General features: G+C 59.9%; 15 protein-coding genes. 11 read left to right on the forward strand and 4 right to left on the reverse strand.

The features are described from left to right. Window positions 1–63 precede the first annotated feature (63 nt). The 4 genes from BUA94_RS01000 to BUA94_RS01010 form a co-directional block, all read right to left on the reverse strand. Window positions 64–1,710, reverse strand: a complete 1,647-nt coding sequence (locus BUA94_RS01000; RefSeq protein ID WP_328586266.1) for a molybdopterin-binding/glycosyltransferase family 2 protein — start codon at window positions 1,708–1,710, stop codon at window positions 64–66. After that, a complete protein-coding gene (locus tag BUA94_RS01005) occupies window positions 1,707–2,414 on the reverse strand; it encodes an XdhC family protein (RefSeq protein WP_175557969.1) in 708 nt (235 codons plus the stop codon). The genes BUA94_RS01000 and BUA94_RS01005 overlap by 4 nt, the downstream gene beginning before the upstream one ends. Window positions 2,415–2,447: 33 nt before the next feature. Then, on the reverse strand, window positions 2,448–2,783 hold the full coding sequence (locus tag BUA94_RS23480) for an XdhC family protein (RefSeq protein ID WP_175557970.1): 336 nt from the start codon (window positions 2,781–2,783) through the stop codon (window positions 2,448–2,450). A gap of 182 nt (window positions 2,784–2,965) precedes the next feature. Then, the gene (locus BUA94_RS01010) at window positions 2,966–4,576 is read right to left on the reverse strand and encodes a phosphoenolpyruvate carboxykinase (protein WP_073007652.1); all 1,611 of its coding nucleotides are present in this window, start codon (window positions 4,574–4,576) and stop codon (window positions 2,966–2,968) included. Window positions 4,577–5,105: 529 nt separating this feature from the next. On the opposite strand from BUA94_RS01010, the gene BUA94_RS01015 reads away from it, so the two are divergent. From BUA94_RS01015 to BUA94_RS01065, 11 genes are all read left to right on the forward strand, one after another. Continuing rightward, window positions 5,106–5,804: a response regulator transcription factor gene (locus tag BUA94_RS01015; protein WP_073007654.1), complete on the forward strand. Its 699-nt coding sequence runs from the start codon at window positions 5,106–5,108 to the stop codon at window positions 5,802–5,804. Between the two features lie 29 nt (window positions 5,805–5,833). After that, window positions 5,834–7,645, forward strand: coding sequence for a sensor histidine kinase (locus tag BUA94_RS01020; protein ID WP_073010615.1), 1,812 nt, complete (start codon window positions 5,834–5,836; stop codon window positions 7,643–7,645). Then, window positions 7,642–8,118, forward strand: coding sequence for an HPr kinase/phosphorylase (locus BUA94_RS01025; RefSeq protein ID WP_073007657.1), 477 nt, complete (start codon window positions 7,642–7,644; stop codon window positions 8,116–8,118). Before BUA94_RS01020 ends, BUA94_RS01025 begins: the two co-directional genes overlap by 4 nt. A 108-nt stretch (window positions 8,119–8,226) precedes the next feature. Further along, entirely contained in the window at window positions 8,227–8,631 is a 405-nt protein-coding gene (locus BUA94_RS01030; RefSeq protein ID WP_073007660.1) for a PTS sugar transporter subunit IIA, read from the forward strand. 11 nt (window positions 8,632–8,642) lie between these two features. Then, window positions 8,643–8,924, forward strand: a complete 282-nt coding sequence (locus BUA94_RS01035; RefSeq protein WP_073007662.1) for an HPr family phosphocarrier protein — start codon at window positions 8,643–8,645, stop codon at window positions 8,922–8,924. A 237-nt stretch (window positions 8,925–9,161) separates the two neighbouring features. Then, window positions 9,162–9,836, forward strand: a complete 675-nt coding sequence (locus tag BUA94_RS01040; RefSeq protein ID WP_175557971.1) for a SatD family protein — start codon at window positions 9,162–9,164, stop codon at window positions 9,834–9,836. After that, entirely contained in the window at window positions 9,833–10,333 is a 501-nt protein-coding gene (locus BUA94_RS01045) for a hypothetical protein (RefSeq protein WP_073007664.1), read from the forward strand. Before BUA94_RS01040 ends, BUA94_RS01045 begins: the two co-directional genes overlap by 4 nt. A gap of 174 nt (window positions 10,334–10,507) precedes the next feature. Next, the gene (gene ahcY, locus BUA94_RS01050; RefSeq protein ID WP_073007666.1) at window positions 10,508–11,896 is read left to right on the forward strand and encodes an adenosylhomocysteinase; all 1,389 of its coding nucleotides are present in this window, start codon (window positions 10,508–10,510) and stop codon (window positions 11,894–11,896) included. A gap of 308 nt (window positions 11,897–12,204) precedes the next feature. Further along, on the forward strand, window positions 12,205–14,637 hold the full coding sequence (locus BUA94_RS01055) for a PAS domain-containing sensor histidine kinase (RefSeq protein WP_328586283.1): 2,433 nt from the start codon (window positions 12,205–12,207) through the stop codon (window positions 14,635–14,637). Window positions 14,638–14,642: 5 nt separating this feature from the next. Continuing rightward, window positions 14,643–16,190 (forward strand): tRNA (adenosine(37)-N6)-threonylcarbamoyltransferase complex ATPase subunit type 1 TsaE, encoded by a 1,548-nt coding sequence (gene tsaE, locus BUA94_RS01060; protein WP_073007669.1) that lies wholly within the window; start codon window positions 14,643–14,645, stop codon window positions 16,188–16,190. 96 nt (window positions 16,191–16,286) lie between these two features. Further along, entirely contained in the window at window positions 16,287–17,021 is a 735-nt protein-coding gene (locus BUA94_RS01065; protein ID WP_073007672.1) for a nucleotidyltransferase family protein, read from the forward strand. Window positions 17,022–17,023: the final 2 nt, after the last annotated feature.

A 17,023-nucleotide genomic window follows, 5' to 3' on the forward strand; every position in this document is an offset into this window, starting at 1 on the left:
CCTGTCATCTTTACTGATGATCGGAAAGAGAACAGAGAAACTACTTGTGCTGGAACCGTTTGTTTACGATTCCTTTACATCCGGAAACGCACCACCTGCCGCTGCAAGTGCTTCGGGCGTGTCCAGATCAAGACGTGCGGCACTGCCGATTTCGTATTCTCCGACGAGTTGCGGATTGGCGGCGATGATGTGACGGGCACCAATGTCGCCTTCCAGCCGGCGAAGGTCGGAAAAGAACTGTTTGCCCCACAGTACAGGATTGCCACGCTTGCCATCCGCGGTGGCGACGATAATTGGCGTTTCAGGGGAGGCGGCAAACTGGCTGATCATTCCATTCAGCACATCTTTGCCGATGGCCGGCATGTCGCCAAGCATGATCAGGACTGCGTCGCAGTCTTCCCCGGCTTGCTCCAGACCTGCGAGGATCGAGCCCGCCATTCCTTCGGCAAAGTCAGGATTATGCGCGATATGGACGCCGGTCCCGGCAAGTTCGGCCTTGATGGGGTCGGCCATATGTCCGGTGACGACGATGGTCTTCCCGGCACTGCTTGCAATTGCAGCGTCTGCGGCAGTCCGGATCAGGCTCTTGCCGTGAAGATGCGCCAGGAGCTTGTTCGGCCCGCCCATCCGGCTGGACTTTCCGGCCGCCAGAATGATCGCGGCAACCTTCGGATCGGCTTGGTGGGGGGCATCCTTGCGGGTCTGCGCCGGGCTCTGGGTGCGAAGCTGTGGCCGCGAGCTGATTTCCATGAGAAGTCCTCCGACGCCCATGCCGGTAATGTCCTGGCGGGTAACCGGTATATCTGCAAGCAGCCGGCTCAGAACCCAGTCAAAGCCGTTTTCCTTGGGGCTGCGGGCGCAACCAGGGGCCCCGATCACGGGATGACCCTGGAAGCTGCCTGTCAGAAGCAGGTTGCCCGGATCCACCGGCATGCCGAAATGCTCGACCGTGCCACCTGCAAGACGGATGCCCGCGGGCAGGACATCGTCCTCGTCAACAACGGCCGAGGCTCCAAAGAGAATGAAGAAATCGGCGCCAAGCTGATGCAGGCGGGTCAGGGCTTTTGAAACGGCCGTTTCTGTGTGCGCCACTCGTTCTTCGGCAATGAGCGTGCTGCCGCTTGGGCCGAGCCTGGCACTCAACACACGGCGGGTCTTGTCCATGGTCGAGGGCTTGAGATGCGGAAGACAGGTTGCGACCAGACCCACCATTCGGGGCCGGAAAGGCGCGACGTCCAAGGCATTTCTGATCGCCTCGGCTGCCGTCTGGGCCTGTTTCCCGCCTACGGCAAAGGGAATGATCTTCGCCGTAGCCACCATCCGTCCCGCTTCCACCTGCTCATAGGCGGCAAGGGTTGCGATGGTAATGCCCGGATCGATGCGGTTCATGGCATCGACGGCATGCCGGTCGACTGTGAAGACACCTGAGGCTGAGGCATAGAGATTGACCCGGCCTGTAAAGGGTGCATCTGTCTCCAGATTGCCGCCCCTTGCTGCCTCGGCAATCAACTCCGCGGCAGCGTCTTCGCCGATGTCGCCGGAGGACAGACGTCCGACCGTCAGGTTCTCGATGCCGCCCTTCTGAAGCTGGGCGATATCTTCCTTGCTCAGTCTCCGGCCCTTCTTGAAGACAGCCGTTCCAGCCCGCGTTGCATGCGCCAGAATGCAGCCTTCAGCATCGGCAGTCGGAACCGGACCAAACTCCATCATGCAACTCCGGCTGCGGGCTCTGGTTCCTTCCGCAGGGCCTTGATGATGCCGGCGAGAATGGAAACGGCGATTTCGGCTGGAGAGGAGGCGCCTATGTCGAGGCCGATGGGCGCATCGATCCGGGCGATCTGGGCATCGCTAACGCCCTCGGCACGGAACCGCTCCAGGCGCTTGCCATGGGTCTTCCGGCTTCCGAGCGCGCCAACATAGAAGCAGCCGGAGGTGAGCGCGCTGATCAGGGGCATGTCATCGATCTTCGGATCATGGGTAACCGCAGCGACAGCCGTGTAGGAATCGAGTGGATGATCCTTCAGGACATCCTCGGGCCATTCGGCGCGCAGTTTTCCAGCCGGAAACCTGTCTTCTGTCGCAAAGGCGGTGCGCGGATCGATGACCGTCACGTCAAAACCAGTGGCCTCGGCCATGGGAACGAGGGCCTGGGAAATGTGAACCGCGCCGATGATCACCAGCCGCGGAGGCGGCACGCTGACCGTCAGGAACAGGGACGCGCCGTCCGGTCCTTCGATCATGCCGGATTTTCCCGACCGGAACCGCCGGCTGAATTCGTCGGCGAGCGGGTCAGTGGCGGTGTCATCCCCCTTGCGCACCAGCCGCTGTTGCCCGGTCGTGGTGTCGGTGACGAGAATGGTGGCACGGCGGGAAAGGCGCTCTTCATTGAGGGCGCTGAGAATTGATAGGTCCATGGGAAACGGTCTCCGAAGAAGAATGGGGTCGGGTCAGGCAGCGTTTGCCGTGACCGGTTCCACATAGACGCCGATCCGCCCGCCGCAGGAGAGACCGACACGCCAGGCTGTCTCGTCGGCCACGCCGAATTCAAGTGTGACCGGCTTTCCGGTCTCGATCACATCGATGGCTTCCGAGACGACGGCCCCTTCGACACAGCCGCCGGAAACGGAGCCTTCGAAGCGGCCTTCTGCGTCGATCACCAGATGCGATCCGATGGGACGCGGAGCGGATCCCCAGGTCTCGATCACGGTCGCGAGTGCCACCTTGCGGCCTTCGCGCGTCCAGCGTTCCGAAATGCTCAGGATGTCCAGCCTGTCGTCCGCCATGTCACGTCTCCCTCATGTTGCCTTGAAGATATAGGGAGCGGCATGCCACGAAAAGAGGTGGCAGGCGCGAGAAAGTGAAACCTGTCTCAGCGCAGGCGGCTTGCGCCAAAGACGGCAAGACAAGAAAAAAGCGCCCCGGTCTCCCGGGGCGCTTGATGATCTTGTCTGCTTAAAGCCGGGTGTTACTCGGCAGCGGCACGCAGAACCGGGGCAGCAGCCAGAACGCTGCCATCCACATGCTCCTCGAAGGTCGCGAAGTTGTTCACGAACATCTGTACCAGCTTGGCGGCCTGGGTGTCGTAGCCTGCCTTGTCGGCCCAGGTTTCGCGCGGGTTCAGGATCGTCGTGTCCACGCCCGGTACTTCCACTGGAACCGCGAAGCCGAAGCTGGCGTCGGTGCGGAATTCGGCGTCCTTCAGCGAGCCGTCGAGCGCTGCGTGAAGCAGGGCGCGGGTTGCCTTGATCGGCATGCGCGAGCCGGTGCCGTAAGCGCCGCCGGTCCAGCCGGTGTTCACCAGCCAGCAATCGACATTGTGCTCGGCGATCAGGTCACGCAGCAGATTGCCGTATTCTGACGGGTGACGCGGAATGAACGGAGCGCCGAAGCAGGTGGAGAAGGTGGCCTGCGGCTCGGTCACGCCCTTTTCCGTGCCGGCAACCTTGGCGGTGTAGCCGGAGAGGAAGTGGTACATGGCCTGCGCCGGGGTCAGCTTGGCGATCGGGGGCATGACGCCGAAGGCATCGGCGGTCAGCATGATGATCGTCTTCGGCTTCGGTGCAGTGCCGGTCGGGCTTGCATTCGAAATGAAGTGGATCGGGTAGGCAGCGCGGGTGTTTTCGGTCTTCGAGCCGTCGTTGAAATCCGGGACGCGGTTTTCATCGAGCACCACGTTCTCCAGAACCGTGCCGAAGCGCTGGGTCGTGGAGAAGATTTCCGGCTCGGCCTCTGCCGACAGCTTGATGGTCTTGGCGTAGCAGCCGCCTTCGAAGTTGAAAACGCCGCTTTTGCCCCAGCCGTGCTCGTCGTCACCGATCAGGGTGCGGGACGGGTCGGCGGAGAGGGTCGTCTTGCCGGTGCCGGACAGGCCGAAGAACACGGCGGTATCGCCTTCAGCGCCAACGTTTGCCGAGCAGTGCATGGACATGACGCCCTGTGCCGGGAGCAGGTAGTTGAGGAAGGTAAAGACCGACTTCTTCATTTCGCCGGCATAGGACGTGCCGCCGATCAGGACGATCTTGCGGGTCAGGTCGCAGGCGATGACCGTTTCAGAGCGGCAGCCGTGACGGGCGGGATCGGCCTTGAAGCTCGGCAGGTCGATGATGGTCATGTCCGGCGCGAAGGAGGCAAGATCCGTGGTGGTCGGACGCAGCAGCATGTTCCGGATGAACAGTGAGTGCCAGGCATATTCGGTGTAGACCCGGACCGGGAGACGGTAGGCTTCTTCAGCGCCGCCCCAAAGATCCTGGGCGAAGAGTTCCATGCCTTCCGCGTGCTTGCGGAAATCCGCCAGCAGCGTCTCGAACTGGTCGGAGGTCATCGCCTGGTTGTTGTCCCACCAGACAGTGTTCTCGGTGGATGCGTCACGAAGAACATATTTGTCCTTCGGCGAACGGCCCGTGTGAACGCCGGTGTCGGCGACGAGGGGGCCGTTGGCTGCGACGCGGGCTTCGCCCCGGTTGAGGGCGTGCTCATAAAGAGCAGGCTCGTTGAGGTTCCAATAGACGGCCTTCAGACCGTTCAGTCCGAAGGTTTCCACGCCGAAAGAGGAATTCCGCACGCCTACTTCTTTCATGATCCCGATGTCCTTGTGATCTTGAATGGCCTGTCCGGTTCTTATCCGGAAATACTGCAATGGCCGTTTGCTTTGGCACGCGGAACCTAGTGGAAACACCTTTCTGCAACAAGTCGGACAAAGGACTAGGTCAGATGTTTAATCGATTAAAACTGGTTTAGTTGGCAATGGTATTTAATTTGACCGGCAAAATAATCGATTGGTCCTGTGGATGGTCTCAGTTTATCTTGTATGGCACTTCTTTTGTGGCAATTTTTTCAAGTTTAATGGAATGAATATTTCATATTGGAATGGAAATAGAATTTTTGTCCGGAAATCAGCGATTCCGGTTTTCCTGTTCATGATGGTAAAATGAGAAGGTGGGCCAGTTCAGTAAGACCTCACTCTAATATAATGCAGTGCTCACTTGATGGCTATGATCCGCAGGTCTTGCCAAGCGTCATATTTTCCTCGCATTTTCGAGGCCATTGCCTATTTGTCCAATTGAGAGGCCTGTTTGGCCTAGCAGACAAGGGATCAGAATCCGACAATGCCGACAATTGCGCTGGTTGATGATGACCGCAACATCCTGACTTCCGTCTCGATCGCACTGGAATCCGAAGGATACCGGGTCCAGACCTATACCGATGGCACTTCCGCACTCGACGGCTTGCAGAGCGATGCCCCTGATCTGGCGATCTTCGACATCAAGATGCCGCGGATGGACGGGATGGAGCTGCTGCGCCGCCTGCGCCAGAATTCTGACCTTCCGGTGATCTTCCTCACGTCCAAGGATGACGAGATCGACGAGCTGTTCGGGCTGAAAATGGGCGCGGATGATTTCATCCGGAAGCCGTTCTCCCAGCGTTTGCTGGTCGAGCGTGTGCGCGCCGTGCTGCGCCGCGCCCAGCCGCGAGATGCGAGCGCGCCGCGTGAAGATGCGGACAAGCTGCTCGAGCGCGGCCAGCTCCTGATGGATCAGGAGCGTCACACCTGCACCTGGAACAACAAGCCGGTCACGCTGACGGTGACCGAGTTCCTCATCCTGTCCGCTCTCGCCCAGCGCCCCGGCGTCGTGAAGAGCCGCAACGCCCTGATGGATGCGGCCTATGACGATCAGGTCTATGTGGATGACCGGACCATCGACAGCCACATCAAGCGCCTGCGCAAGAAGTTCAAGATCGTCGACGATGATTTCGACATGATCGAAACCCTCTATGGCGTTGGCTATCGCTTCAGGGAGGCCTGAGCGCTTCCATTATGTCTGCGGCTGACAAGATGTCTGACACTGATGCGCCCGCTGCGGGAGTTCCTGCGGCGGCGCAGCCTGACCGGTCGCAGCTTCGGCGGCTTGGCAACCGGCGTATCCGGCGCTTGCTGCTGGGCCGGTTCGGCAAGCTGTTCGGGACCTATGTCCTCTCGTCGGTAACCCGTCGGATCGTTGCCATCAATCTTGTCGGCCTGATCGCTCTTCTGATCGGCATTCTTTATCTGAACCAGTTCCGGGCCGGTCTGATCGACGCACGGGTGCAGAGCCTTCTGACCCAGGGTGAAATCATCGCCGGGGCCATTGCCGCATCCGCTACGGTGGACACAGGTGCAATCACTGTCGATCCCGAGCGGCTTTTGAAGCTGCAGGCGGGTGAGAGCATCGGTCCGAGCAGCGATGACTTTGATTCCCTCGATTTTCCGGTCAACCCGGAGCGCGTCGGTCCGGTTCTGCGGCGTCTGATTTCTCCGACCAAGACCCGCGCCCGGATCTATGACCCCGACGGCATCCTGATCCTGGACTCCCGCCATCTTTATTCCAGCGCACAGATCCTGCGCTTTGATCTTCCGGCACCGACCTCCGAAGAGGAGGGCCTGTTCGAGCAGATCTGGCAGAAGATGAAGCTCTGGCTGCGTCAGGGGGACCTGCCGCTTTATCAGGAAGCGGGCGGCGGGGACGGTCGCATCTATCCGGAAGTGGAAGCGGCTTTGGCTGGCTCTCCTGCCAGCGTGGTGCGTGTGTCGCCGCGCGGCGAGTTGATCGTTTCCGTGGCGGTGCCGATTCAGCGGTTCCGGGCGGTTCTGGGCACATTGCTTCTGTCCACCCAGGGCGGCGACATCGATGCCATCGTCAGCGCCGAGCGCCTGGCCATTCTGCGCGTGTTTCTTGTTGCTGCCACGGTGACGACGCTGCTGTCTATCCTGCTGGCCGGCACGATTGCGGGACCGGTACGCCGTCTGGCGGCAGCTGCCGAGCGTGTGCGCAAGGGAACCAACTCCCGTCAGGAAATTCCGGAATTCTCCGATCGTCAGGACGAGATCGGTCACCTGGCGCGGGCCTTCCGTGACATGACCAACTCTCTCTATAACCGTATCGATGCGATCGAGCAGTTTGCAGCGGACGTGGCGCATGAGCTGAAGAACCCTCTGACGTCCCTGCGCAGCGCGGTTGAAACCTTGCCACTGGCCAAATCCGAGAATTCGAAGGAACGGCTTCTTGACGTCATTCAGCATGACGTCCGTCGTCTTGACCGCCTGATCACCGATATTTCCGATGCCTCGCGTCTGGATGCGGAACTTGCCCGTGCACAGGCGGAGCCGCTGGATATGGAAGATCTTCTGGCCAACATCGCCAGCGCGACCAACCAGCGCGGCGATCAGGACAGTGCGAAGGTCATCCTCAAGGTGGAGCGGGTGTCCGGTGCAAAGCCCTTTGTCATCCTCGGTCATGACATTCGCCTTGGTCAGGTGATCCGCAATCTTCTGGACAACGCCCGCTCGTTCTCTCCGAAGGGCGGCAGCGTCCGGATCTCCTTGTCGCGTGAGGACAACAAGATCGTCGTGCTGGTGGATGACGATGGCCGCGGGATCCGCGCCGAGAACATCGACCGGATCTTCGAGCGGTTCTACACAGACCGGCCGGACAGCGAAGCCTTCGGCAACAACTCCGGTCTCGGGCTTTCCATCTCGCGCCAGATCATCGAGGCGCATGGTGGAACGATCGCAGCGGAAAACCGCACCGTCCGGGATCTTGAGACCGGCGAGCAGGTGATCCAGGGTGCTCGCTTCATTATCCGTCTGCCTGCAGGTGGCTCCGCTTGAGCGCGTCGCAGCCGTCCATTCATGCGGGCTGCGTCCTTGTCGGGCCATTCGGCCTTCTCTTGCGCGGTGCCTCGGGCAGTGGCAAGTCGGCCCTGGCAGACTGTCTTGTTCAGCAAGCGGGTGCCAAAGGGCATTTTGCCGCCCATGTCAGCGACGACCGCACCGTACTCGAAGGCCGGACTGGCGGCATTCTGGTTGCGCGTCCCGCCAAGGGGCTTGAAGGGCTGCTGGAAGTTCGCGGCGCGGGCATTTTGAGTGTTGCTCATGAGCCGGAGGCGGTTATCCGTCTGATTGTCGATCTTCTGCCTGCTGGCAAGATCGACCGTTTGCCGGAACACCAGATCCTGGAAGAGCTTGTCGAGGGTGTTCTGGTCGCGCGCATCGAAGTTGCGGCGAATTTGCCGCAGGAGGCGATCCGGCGGATACGTTGGGCATTCCTTAGGCTTTTCCCCAATAGCTCTGGCTATCTTTAGGGCGGTAACCGCAATTTTGCTTGCAACTGGCTTCCTGGTTGCCGACAGTGCTGCGAACCATTTGGGCGGCCGGATCGGCCAGAAGTAAACACTCAGGTCACGGAACACATGATCGGACTTGTCCTCGTTACCCATGGACGCCTCGCAGAGGAATTCAAATCGGCGCTCGAGCATGTTGTCGGACCGCAGCAGCAGGTCGAGACGATCTGTATTGGACCGGATGATGATATGGAGCAGCGCCGTCAGGATATTCTGGCGGCTGTTGAGCGGGCCAATACGGGGCAGGGTGTTGTTCTCCTGACCGACATGTTCGGCGGCACGCCCTCCAACCTTGCCATTTCCGTCATGGATGGCCGTTCGGTCGAAGTGGTGGCTGGTGTCAATCTTCCCATGCTGATCAAGCTCGCAAGCGTTCGCGGTGACCGCACCCTTGCAGATGCGGTCGATGAAGCGCGGCAGGCTGGGCAGAAATACATTTCTGTCGCAAGCCAGGTTCTCTCCGGTCAAGGCTGAGGACACACTTGATGGATCTGCCTGTGCTTGAAAAGGATCTTGTCATCGTCAATCAGCGGGGCCTCCATGCCCGCGCCTCGGCCAAGCTGGTCAAGTTGGTCGAGACCTTTGATGTTGAAGTCTATGTCTCCAAGGATGGGCAGACTGTGGGCGGCACGTCCATCATGGGCCTGATGATGCTCGCTGCCAGCCCCGGGTGCCGCATTCATGTGGCGGTCAGCGGCAATGAAGCTGACAGTGCCCTGGCGGCGATCACGGACCTTGTCGAAGACGGGTTCGGCGAAAACGACTGACGCCACTCCAGCGCGTCGCATCTTTCTCTCATTGTTAGTTTTTCCGCCTTCCTGAAACTTGGGAAGGCGCGGCTTGTGCTGTGTCTAGAGTCAAAAAGAACCAGTTTCGGTTCTTTTGATAGAATTGAACCAAATTTAGTTCATTAGATAGAATTGAACCAGTAATAGTTCTTTCTGTGTGACTGTGATAGGCTGCTGACCTGCAAGAGCGTGATGTCAGGCGCGGAAGGAGGTCTAATGCGGAAGGAAACCGGAGGCGGCCGCTTCATTGCGGTCATGGGGGACCTGGTCTCCAGCGAGAGCGTGACCTCCAGAGCGCAGCTTCATCAGAATTTCAATAATGCGGTATCTGCCGTAAATGCGCAATTTGCCGTCAACCTGTCATCCCCATTGACGATTACCTTGGGCGATGAGTTCCAGGGACTGACCCTCCAGGCCGCAGAGGCTCTGCGGATCGTGCTTGCCCTGCGGCTGCGGCTGCTACGGGCCGGGGCGCTGTGCCGGTTCGTGATCGGGCCAGTCGATTTGGCGACGCCGCTCAACAAGGACCGGGCCTGGAACATGATGGGCAATGGTCTGGCCCAGGCGCGCGAGCGGCTGAATGACAAGAAGGATGGCAACGCCTACCGGTTCTCCTTCTATCGGGACAAGCCGCTTTCCGGATTGCTGGAAGCGGTCGGCAAGGCGCTGACCCTGACGGAAGAGGGCTGGACACCGACACAGGCAAGTTATGTTCTGTCCCATATTCTGGATGGGGCGGATGTGCCGGAAATTGCCGCAAAGAATGAAGTGACCGAACGGGCGGTCTACAAGGTGCTGGCCGCTGCGAACCTGGGTTTCTATCAGGATCAGGTTGAGGCCTTGCTGGTGTTTCTGGGAAGCCGGGATGAAGCTGGGAGCGAGAAGGAATGACCGGGATCTTCGAGCAGGTGATGATCGGGTTGGGTTACTTCGTCTTTCTGCCTCTCATTTGGTGGGCAGGAAACGGCCTGATCAAATGGGTCGTCACATCCTCCGTCAAAACGGTCGTGCCTCAGTCTTCCATCTCCCCGGAGCAAGGGGGTGGTTCCGAAGAGATCCAGACTTCAAGCCAGCAGCAGGATGCTGACAGCAAAGAGCTCAGGGCAGGGCGCGTGATTGGCGGGCTGGAGCGCCTGCTGATTCTGACCGGACTTCTTCTCGGGAAATGGGAAGTGCTGGTCGCTGTGATCGCCCTGAAAACCACTGCCCGCTACAAGGAACTCGATAAGCAGATCCGCGCAGAATATTTCCTCATCGGGTCCCTGTGCAGCATCCTTTGGGCCGTTGCGATTGCGGTCCTGCTGCTGCTTTACGACAGGTTTGCTGGATTTGGCCTGTTTCCCTCCGGTCTCCTTGGTCAGCTTGGTCTGCCTGGCTTGAAAATCTGACGCTTCAAATCGATATAAAGAAATCTTTATATCTCCATTGCTACATGAGGCGGTCCGGGTTATATACAGGCGCCAATGGGATGGCATGTTCTCCGCAAGGGGAGCGCCTTCATGTGTGCCAAACCCCGTCATCCATATGCTGCCTCGCGCAGAGCAACCATTCAGGACGTTTTCATGACCGACTACATCGTCAAGAACATTGAACTTGCGGATTGGGGCCGCACCGAAATTGAAATCGCCGAGCACGAGATGCCGGGCCTGATGGCCTGCCGCGCCGAGTTCGGTGAGAGCAAGCCTCTGAAGGGCGCCCGTATTGCCGGTTCCCTGCACATGACGATCCAGACCGCCGTTCTGATCGAGACCCTGGTCGCCCTGGGTGCTGAAGTGCGCTGGGCATCCTGCAACATCTACTCCACCCAGGACCAGGCTGCTGCTGCCATTGCCGCTGCCGGTATTCCGGTCTTCGCCATCAAGGGTGAAACCCTGGAAGAGTATTGGGATTACGCAGACAAGATCTTCGACTTCCCGGAAGGCGCGAACATGATCCTGGACGATGGCGGCGATGCGACGCTGTACATCCTCCTCGGCGCACGTGTCGAAGCTGGCGAAACCGGCCTCCTCGACAATCCGGGTTCTGAAGAAGAAGAGATCCTCTTCGCGCAGATCAAGAAGCGCATGGCTGCCAACCCGGGTTGGTTCACCAAGCAGAAGGCTCTGATCAAGGGCGTTTCCGAAGAAACCACCACCGGCGTTCTGCGTCTCTATGAAATGCAGAAGAATGGCCAACTGCCGTTCCCGGCGATCAACGTCAACGACAGCGTCACCAAGTCCAAGTTCGACAACCGTTACGGCTGCCGTGAGTCCCTGGTCGATGGTATCCGCCGCGGCACCGACGTCATGATGTCCGGCAAGGTTGCCGTGGTCTGTGGCTATGGTGATGTGGGCAAGGGCTCCGCTCAGTCCCTGGCAGGCGCTGGCGCCCGCGTGATCGTGACCGAAATTGACCCGATCTGCGCTCTGCAGGCGTCTATGGACGGCTACGAAGTCAAGACCATCGAGCAGGCCCTGCCGGAAGGCGACATTTATGTCACCGCGACCGGCAACAAGGACATCATCACCCTTGAGCACATGAAGGGGATGAAGGACATGGCCATCGTCTGCAACATTGGCCACTTCGACAATGAAATTCAGGTCGCAAGCCTGAAGAACGTTCAGCGCCGCCCGGTCAAGGACCAGGTCGACATGTATGTCTTCCCGGATGGCAAGCGCATGATCCTTCTGTCTCAGGGCCGTCTGGTGAACCTTGGCAACGCAACCGGCCACCCGAGCTTCGTGATGTCCGCAAGCTTCACCAACCAGGTTCTGGCTCAGATCGAGCTCTGGACCAAGGGTGAGCAGTACGGCAATGAAGTCTATGTGCTGCCGAAGCACCTGGACGAAAAGGTGGCCCGTTTGCACCTTGAAAAGCTCGGTGTTACCCTGACTGAACTGACGGATTCCCAGGCCCGATATCTGGGGATTAACCAAACCGGTCCGTTCAAGTCCGAGCACTACAAGTACTGATAAATCTCCGGAGGCCCCACAACATGTGGGGCCTTCTTCATTTGAGCCACCAGAAAAAGTGTTAACGGAAAACCACAATTTGAGTGATCCCGTTAACTTTTCGGCAAGAGACTCTTCTTCGCGATTCCCAAAAAGGTTATGGTTTTAACGAATCACGGCGCTGAGGCACATGCACGTGATTGGAACCGGGCACCCGGGGATCTGGCGGCGTTAAGGGGATCATCAACATGCCGGTTGTCGGCTCAGACGGCGCGCGCGAAGGCGCGGCGTGGCGAGGAAGGATTCGGACTTCGGTCAAGTTTTTGACCGTGAGTGCCGTTGCCTTGCTGACCACGCGCTATCCCGCCGATGCAGCCAGCCTGACCGGTTTCCCCGAAGCTTCGATCGACGCTGGCAGCATGATGTGGCTCGGCGTTCTGGGCGGCGTCTGCGCCTTTGCCGTCACTGCTGCCGCAGCTTTCATTCATCTGCAGAGACATTCTTCCCGCAAGGCCGCCAGCCTGACGCGTGAGAACCAGGACCTGAAGCTCGGGATCGACCGGCTTGAGGCGATGCTCAATACGGACGAGCAGCGCGTCATCGTCTGGAGCGGGTCCGGCTCACATCCCAAGATCTGGGGTGTCTTGCCTGAGGCATCCGGCGTGCCGCGGGCCGCTGGTCAATTGCTGGCTTTCGGATCCTGGCTGACCGCCAAATGCGCCGCCGATCTGGAACTGCAGCTCGACCGTCTCTTCCAGACGGGCGAATCTTTCTGCACGTCCTTCAAGACGAACTCCGGCACCTATGTTGAAGCCTCCGGCAGAACCACCGGGGGCGCTGTCGTTCTGCGCCTGCGCGATCTGACAGGTGAGCGGCAGATGCAGGCCGAGCTTGCCGCGCGTAACGCCCGCATTTCCGGCGAACTCCACATGCTGCATGCGCTTCTGGATGCCATGCCGGCACCGGCCTGGCAGCGGGATGCGGAAGGGGCCATGCTCTGGGCCAATCAGGCCTATGCGGACGCTGTTGAAGTGGTCGATGCAGCTGCGGCTGTTCGCGATGATGCTGCCTTCCTGGATGCTGCGGCCCGCAAGGCCATGACGCTGACCCGGAACGAGGATGGCTGCTTCAACGCCCGCATGCCGATTGTGGCTGGTGGCGAGCGCCGCATCTTCGAAGTCACCGACGTGTCGGCCAATGTCGGAAGTGCCGGCATTGCCATCGACATCAGTGAACTGGAGCAGGTGCGCAAGGAGCTCGGCCGGGCGGAAGAGTTCCATGGCCGGACGCTTGATCAGCTTGCAACCGCTGTTGCGATCTTCAGCGCAGAGCGCAAGCTGCAATTCTATAATGCCGCGTTCCGTCAGCTCTGGGATCTGGATGCAGGGTTCCTGGATGGGCATCCGGATGACGGCGCCGTGCTCGACGCCCTGCGCGCTGCCCGCAAGATCCCGGAACAGGCCGATTATCGCGGCTGGCGTAACAAGATGCTCGAGAGCTATCAGTCTCTCGAGGCGCGCGAAAGCTGGTGGCATCTGCCCGATGGCCGGACGCTGCGCGTCATCGCCAACCCGCATCCGCAGGGCGGCGTGACCTATATCTACGAGAACGTCACCGAACAGCTGGATCTGGAAAGCCGTTACAATGCGCTTGCGCGGGTTCAGGGCGAGACGCTCGACAATCTGTCGGAAGCGGTCGCCGTGTTCGGCTCCGATGGCCGTCTGCGCCTCTGGAACCCGGCGTTTGGCCGGATCTGGAGCCTGCCGGAAGACCAGCTATCCGAACTGCCGCATGTGAAGGAAGTGGTTCGGGCTTGTGCCAAACGCGAAGACGAGCGCGATGCCTGGGACCGTCTGGCCATGAGCGTGACTGGCCTCATGGACAATCGCACTCAGGTGGTCAGCCGGATGGAGCGCCACAACGGCACCGTTCTCGATTACGCAACCGTTCCGTTGCCCGATGGCGGCACGCTGGTGACCTTCGTCGATGTGACCGACAGCGTGAATGTGGAACGGGCGCTGGTCGAAAAGAACGAGGCTCTGGAACAGGCGGATCAGCTCAAGAACGCCTTCATCCAGCATGTCTCCTATGAGTTGCGCTCTCCGCTGACCAACATCATCGGCTTTGCCCAGCTGCTGTCCGATCCGAAATTCGGTGACCTGTCCGAAAAGCAGGGCGAATACGCAGACTACATCCTGTCCTCGTCCTCTGCGCTGCTTGCCATCATCAATGACATTCTGGATCTCGCAACGCTGGATGCGGGTATCATGGAACTGGACCTTGGTGAGGTCGATGTGGCGGCCACCGTCTCCGCCGCTGTCGAAGGGCTGAAGGACCGGTTGAACGAAACCCGGATCACCCTGCGCACCCAGGTGCCGAATGACATCGGGACGATGTTTGCCGACGAAAAGCGTCTGCGCCAGGTTCTGTTCAATCTGATTTCCAACGCAGTGCGCTATTCCCAGGACGACAGCGTTGTCGACTTGAGCTGCAAGCGTCAGAATGGCGATATCGTCTTTGTCGTTCAGGATCATGGCTGCGGCATTCCGGCAGATATCCTGACCCAGGTGTTCAACCGCTTTGTTGGCCGTGATGCCGGTTCCCGCCGCCAGGGCGCAGGGCTTGGCCTTGCCATCGTCAAGAGCTTCGTCGAGCTTCATGGCGGTCATGTCGATATCGAATCCGAAGAAGGCCGCGGCACGACCGTGACCTGCACCTTCCCGGCCAAGCCGCAGGTCGGCGGCCGCGTTGCCGCAGAATAACCGTCATGGCGCAGGACGCCCCGTCTTCCCCGTTCAAGACCGTCGAGATTGCCGATGAAGACGCCATGGTGCGTCTGGCCGAAGACATCGCGGCGATCCTGAAGCCGGGCGATGTCATCGCGCTCTCCGGCGACCTGGGGGCGGGTAAGTCGACGTTCTCGCGGGCCTTGCTGCGCAGCTTTGCAGGGGATCCGGAGCTTGAGGTGCCAAGCCCGACCTTCACCCTGGTCCAGACCTATGACCTCGGTCGCCTGACGATCTCCCATTTCGACCTCTACCGGCTGGAAGAGCCGGAAGAGCTGGAGGAACTGGGGCTGGATGAACTGGCTGAAACCGGCGCAGCTCTGATCGAATGGCCGGAGCGGGCCTGGGACGGCCTGCCACGGGATCATCTCGTCATGCGCATCAGCCATGGTGGCGAAGGCGACCAGCGGACGGTTGAGTTCTTGCTGTCGCCAGAGGCAGCCTTGCGCTGGCAGACGAGGCTGCTGCGGACTTTCCGCATTCGCGGCCTGATGACCGACGCTGGCCTTCTGGCTTCACGGGCTTTTCTCAGCGGGGATGCGTCCTACCGGGTTTATGAAAAGCTGACTGGCCCGGCGGTGGATGCGATCCTGATGAATGCGCCGGAAGCCTATCAACTGGCAGCGCCAGGCGAAGCGAAAAGCTATGGCGAGACCGTTCACCGGGCCCGTACGGTTGATGCCTTCATTGCCATGACCGAAGCCTTGCGGCAGCGCGGATTGTCTGCCCCGGAGATCCTTGCCAGTGACCGGCAGGCGGGCCTGCTCATCCTGGAGAATCTTGGTCAGGATGGTGTTCTGACAGCGGGTCGCCAACCGATCCCGGAACGCTACGGCCTTGCAGTAGACCTACTGGCGGAGCTGCATGCCGCGGATGATTTTCCGCGCGAGCTGCCGATCGCCTCTGGCGGGTCCTATCTGATCCCGCATTACAGCGAAGAGGCGCTTCTGACCGAGGCGGACCTCTTCCTTGACTGGTACATGCCTTACGTCGCCGGAGCCGATCGCTTTCCTGCTGACGTCAGTCCGGCAGAACGCGAAGACTACCGCACTCTCTGGCGCAACGCCTTCGCGGCGATCGCAGACGCGCAGACTGGCTGGGTCTTCCGCGACTATCATTCCCCGAACATCCTCTGGCAACCGGATCGGGAAGGGACCGCGAAGATTGGCCTGATCGACTATCAGGACTGTCTCATCGGGCCCGTTGCCTATGACCTTGCGTCTTTGCTGATGGATGCAAGAGCGGATGTGCGGGCAGAGTTGGAGGAGAGTTTATTAGCTGGCTATATTTCTTCCCGCAAGCAGCGCGATCCCGCTTTTGACGAAGGGCTTTTCCGGGCCGCCTATGCGGTGATGGGCGCGCAGAGGATTGCCAAGATCCTCGGAATTTTCGTCCGGCTGGACAAGCAGGAACACAAGCCCGCCTACATGCAGCATATGCCACGCATGACCCGTTATCTCGACAGGGTGCTGGCCCATCCGGTCCTTGCCGATTTGCACAGGTGGTTCCGCAGCAGCCTTGGCGGTTGAGCGGTTCCGGCGTACCATCGTCATCTTGCTGTTGCCTGCTGACCTTCCTATCTCCGATGGGCATTTAAGCGAACCGGAGAGATCCACGGACCCCAAATGAAGAGCGATATTTTCAGACCTCATACTGCGATGATTCTGGCTGCAGGCCACGGCAAGCGCATGCGGCCGATCACGGCAACAACTCCCAAGCCCCTGATCGAAGTGAATGGCAAGGCCTTGATGGACCATGGCATGGATCGCTTGGCCGACGCAGGGGTGAAGCGCTGTGTGGTCAACGTTCACTATCTGGCAGATCTCGTCGAGGTTCATGCGTTGAAGCGCAAGGACATGGAAGTCCTGATCTCGGACGAACGCGCAGAACTGCTGGAAACCGGCGGCGGTATCGTCAAGGCTCTGCCGATGCTGGGCGAGGATCCGTTCTTCCAGATCAACGCCGATACGGCCTATTGGATTGAAGGCGTGCAGCCAAACCTCGAGCTGATGATCGAGACCTTCGATGCCGGCAAGATGGATGCGCTGCTGCTGGTTGCCGAGACGGTCCATTCGGTTGGCTATTCCGGCAAGGGTGATTTCGTGATGGCACAGGATGGGGCTCTGTCCCGCCGCCCGGAAAAGAGCGTCACGCCCTTCGCTTATGCGGGCGCTGCCATCCTGCATCCGCGTCTGTTTGAAGGTGCGCCGAAGGGATCCTTTTCCATGAACCAGCTGTTCGACAAGGCAATCGAGGCTGGCCGGCTCTACGGTGTCCAGATGGACGGGATCTGGCTGCATATCGGGACGCCGGACGCCATCGCTGCGGCGGAATACGCAATCCGCGAGAGCGCGGCGTAAGG

Origin of the sequence: Roseibium suaedae (genome assembly GCF_900142725.1) — a bacterium.
GTDB classification, from domain to species: domain Bacteria; phylum Pseudomonadota; class Alphaproteobacteria; order Rhizobiales; family Stappiaceae; genus Roseibium; species Roseibium suaedae.

Excerpts from the sequence above, each read along its gene's own strand:
- BUA94_RS01000 (WP_328586266.1), bottom strand. The coding sequence starts at position 1,710 with ATGATGGAGTTTGGTCCGGTTCCGACTGCCGATGCTGAAGGCTGCATT.
- BUA94_RS01005 (WP_175557969.1), bottom strand. The coding sequence starts at position 2,414 with ATGGACCTATCAATTCTCAGCGCCCTCAATGAAGAGCGCCTTTCCCGC.
- BUA94_RS23480 (WP_175557970.1), bottom strand. The coding sequence starts at position 2,783 with ATGGCGGACGACAGGCTGGACATCCTGAGCATTTCGGAACGCTGGACG.
- BUA94_RS01010 (WP_073007652.1), bottom strand. The coding sequence starts at position 4,576 with ATGAAAGAAGTAGGCGTGCGGAATTCCTCTTTCGGCGTGGAAACCTTC.
- BUA94_RS01015 (WP_073007654.1), top strand. The coding sequence starts at position 5,106 with ATGCCGACAATTGCGCTGGTTGATGATGACCGCAACATCCTGACTTCC.
- BUA94_RS01020 (WP_073010615.1), top strand. The coding sequence starts at position 5,834 with ATGTCTGACACTGATGCGCCCGCTGCGGGAGTTCCTGCGGCGGCGCAG.
- BUA94_RS01030 (WP_073007660.1), top strand. The coding sequence starts at position 8,227 with ATGATCGGACTTGTCCTCGTTACCCATGGACGCCTCGCAGAGGAATTC.
- BUA94_RS01035 (WP_073007662.1), top strand. The coding sequence starts at position 8,643 with ATGGATCTGCCTGTGCTTGAAAAGGATCTTGTCATCGTCAATCAGCGG.
- BUA94_RS01040 (WP_175557971.1), top strand. The coding sequence starts at position 9,162 with ATGCGGAAGGAAACCGGAGGCGGCCGCTTCATTGCGGTCATGGGGGAC.
- BUA94_RS01045 (WP_073007664.1), top strand. The coding sequence starts at position 9,833 with ATGACCGGGATCTTCGAGCAGGTGATGATCGGGTTGGGTTACTTCGTC.
- ahcY (WP_073007666.1), top strand. The coding sequence starts at position 10,508 with ATGACCGACTACATCGTCAAGAACATTGAACTTGCGGATTGGGGCCGC.
- tsaE (WP_073007669.1), top strand. The coding sequence starts at position 14,643 with ATGGCGCAGGACGCCCCGTCTTCCCCGTTCAAGACCGTCGAGATTGCC.
- BUA94_RS01065 (WP_073007672.1), top strand. The coding sequence starts at position 16,287 with ATGAAGAGCGATATTTTCAGACCTCATACTGCGATGATTCTGGCTGCA.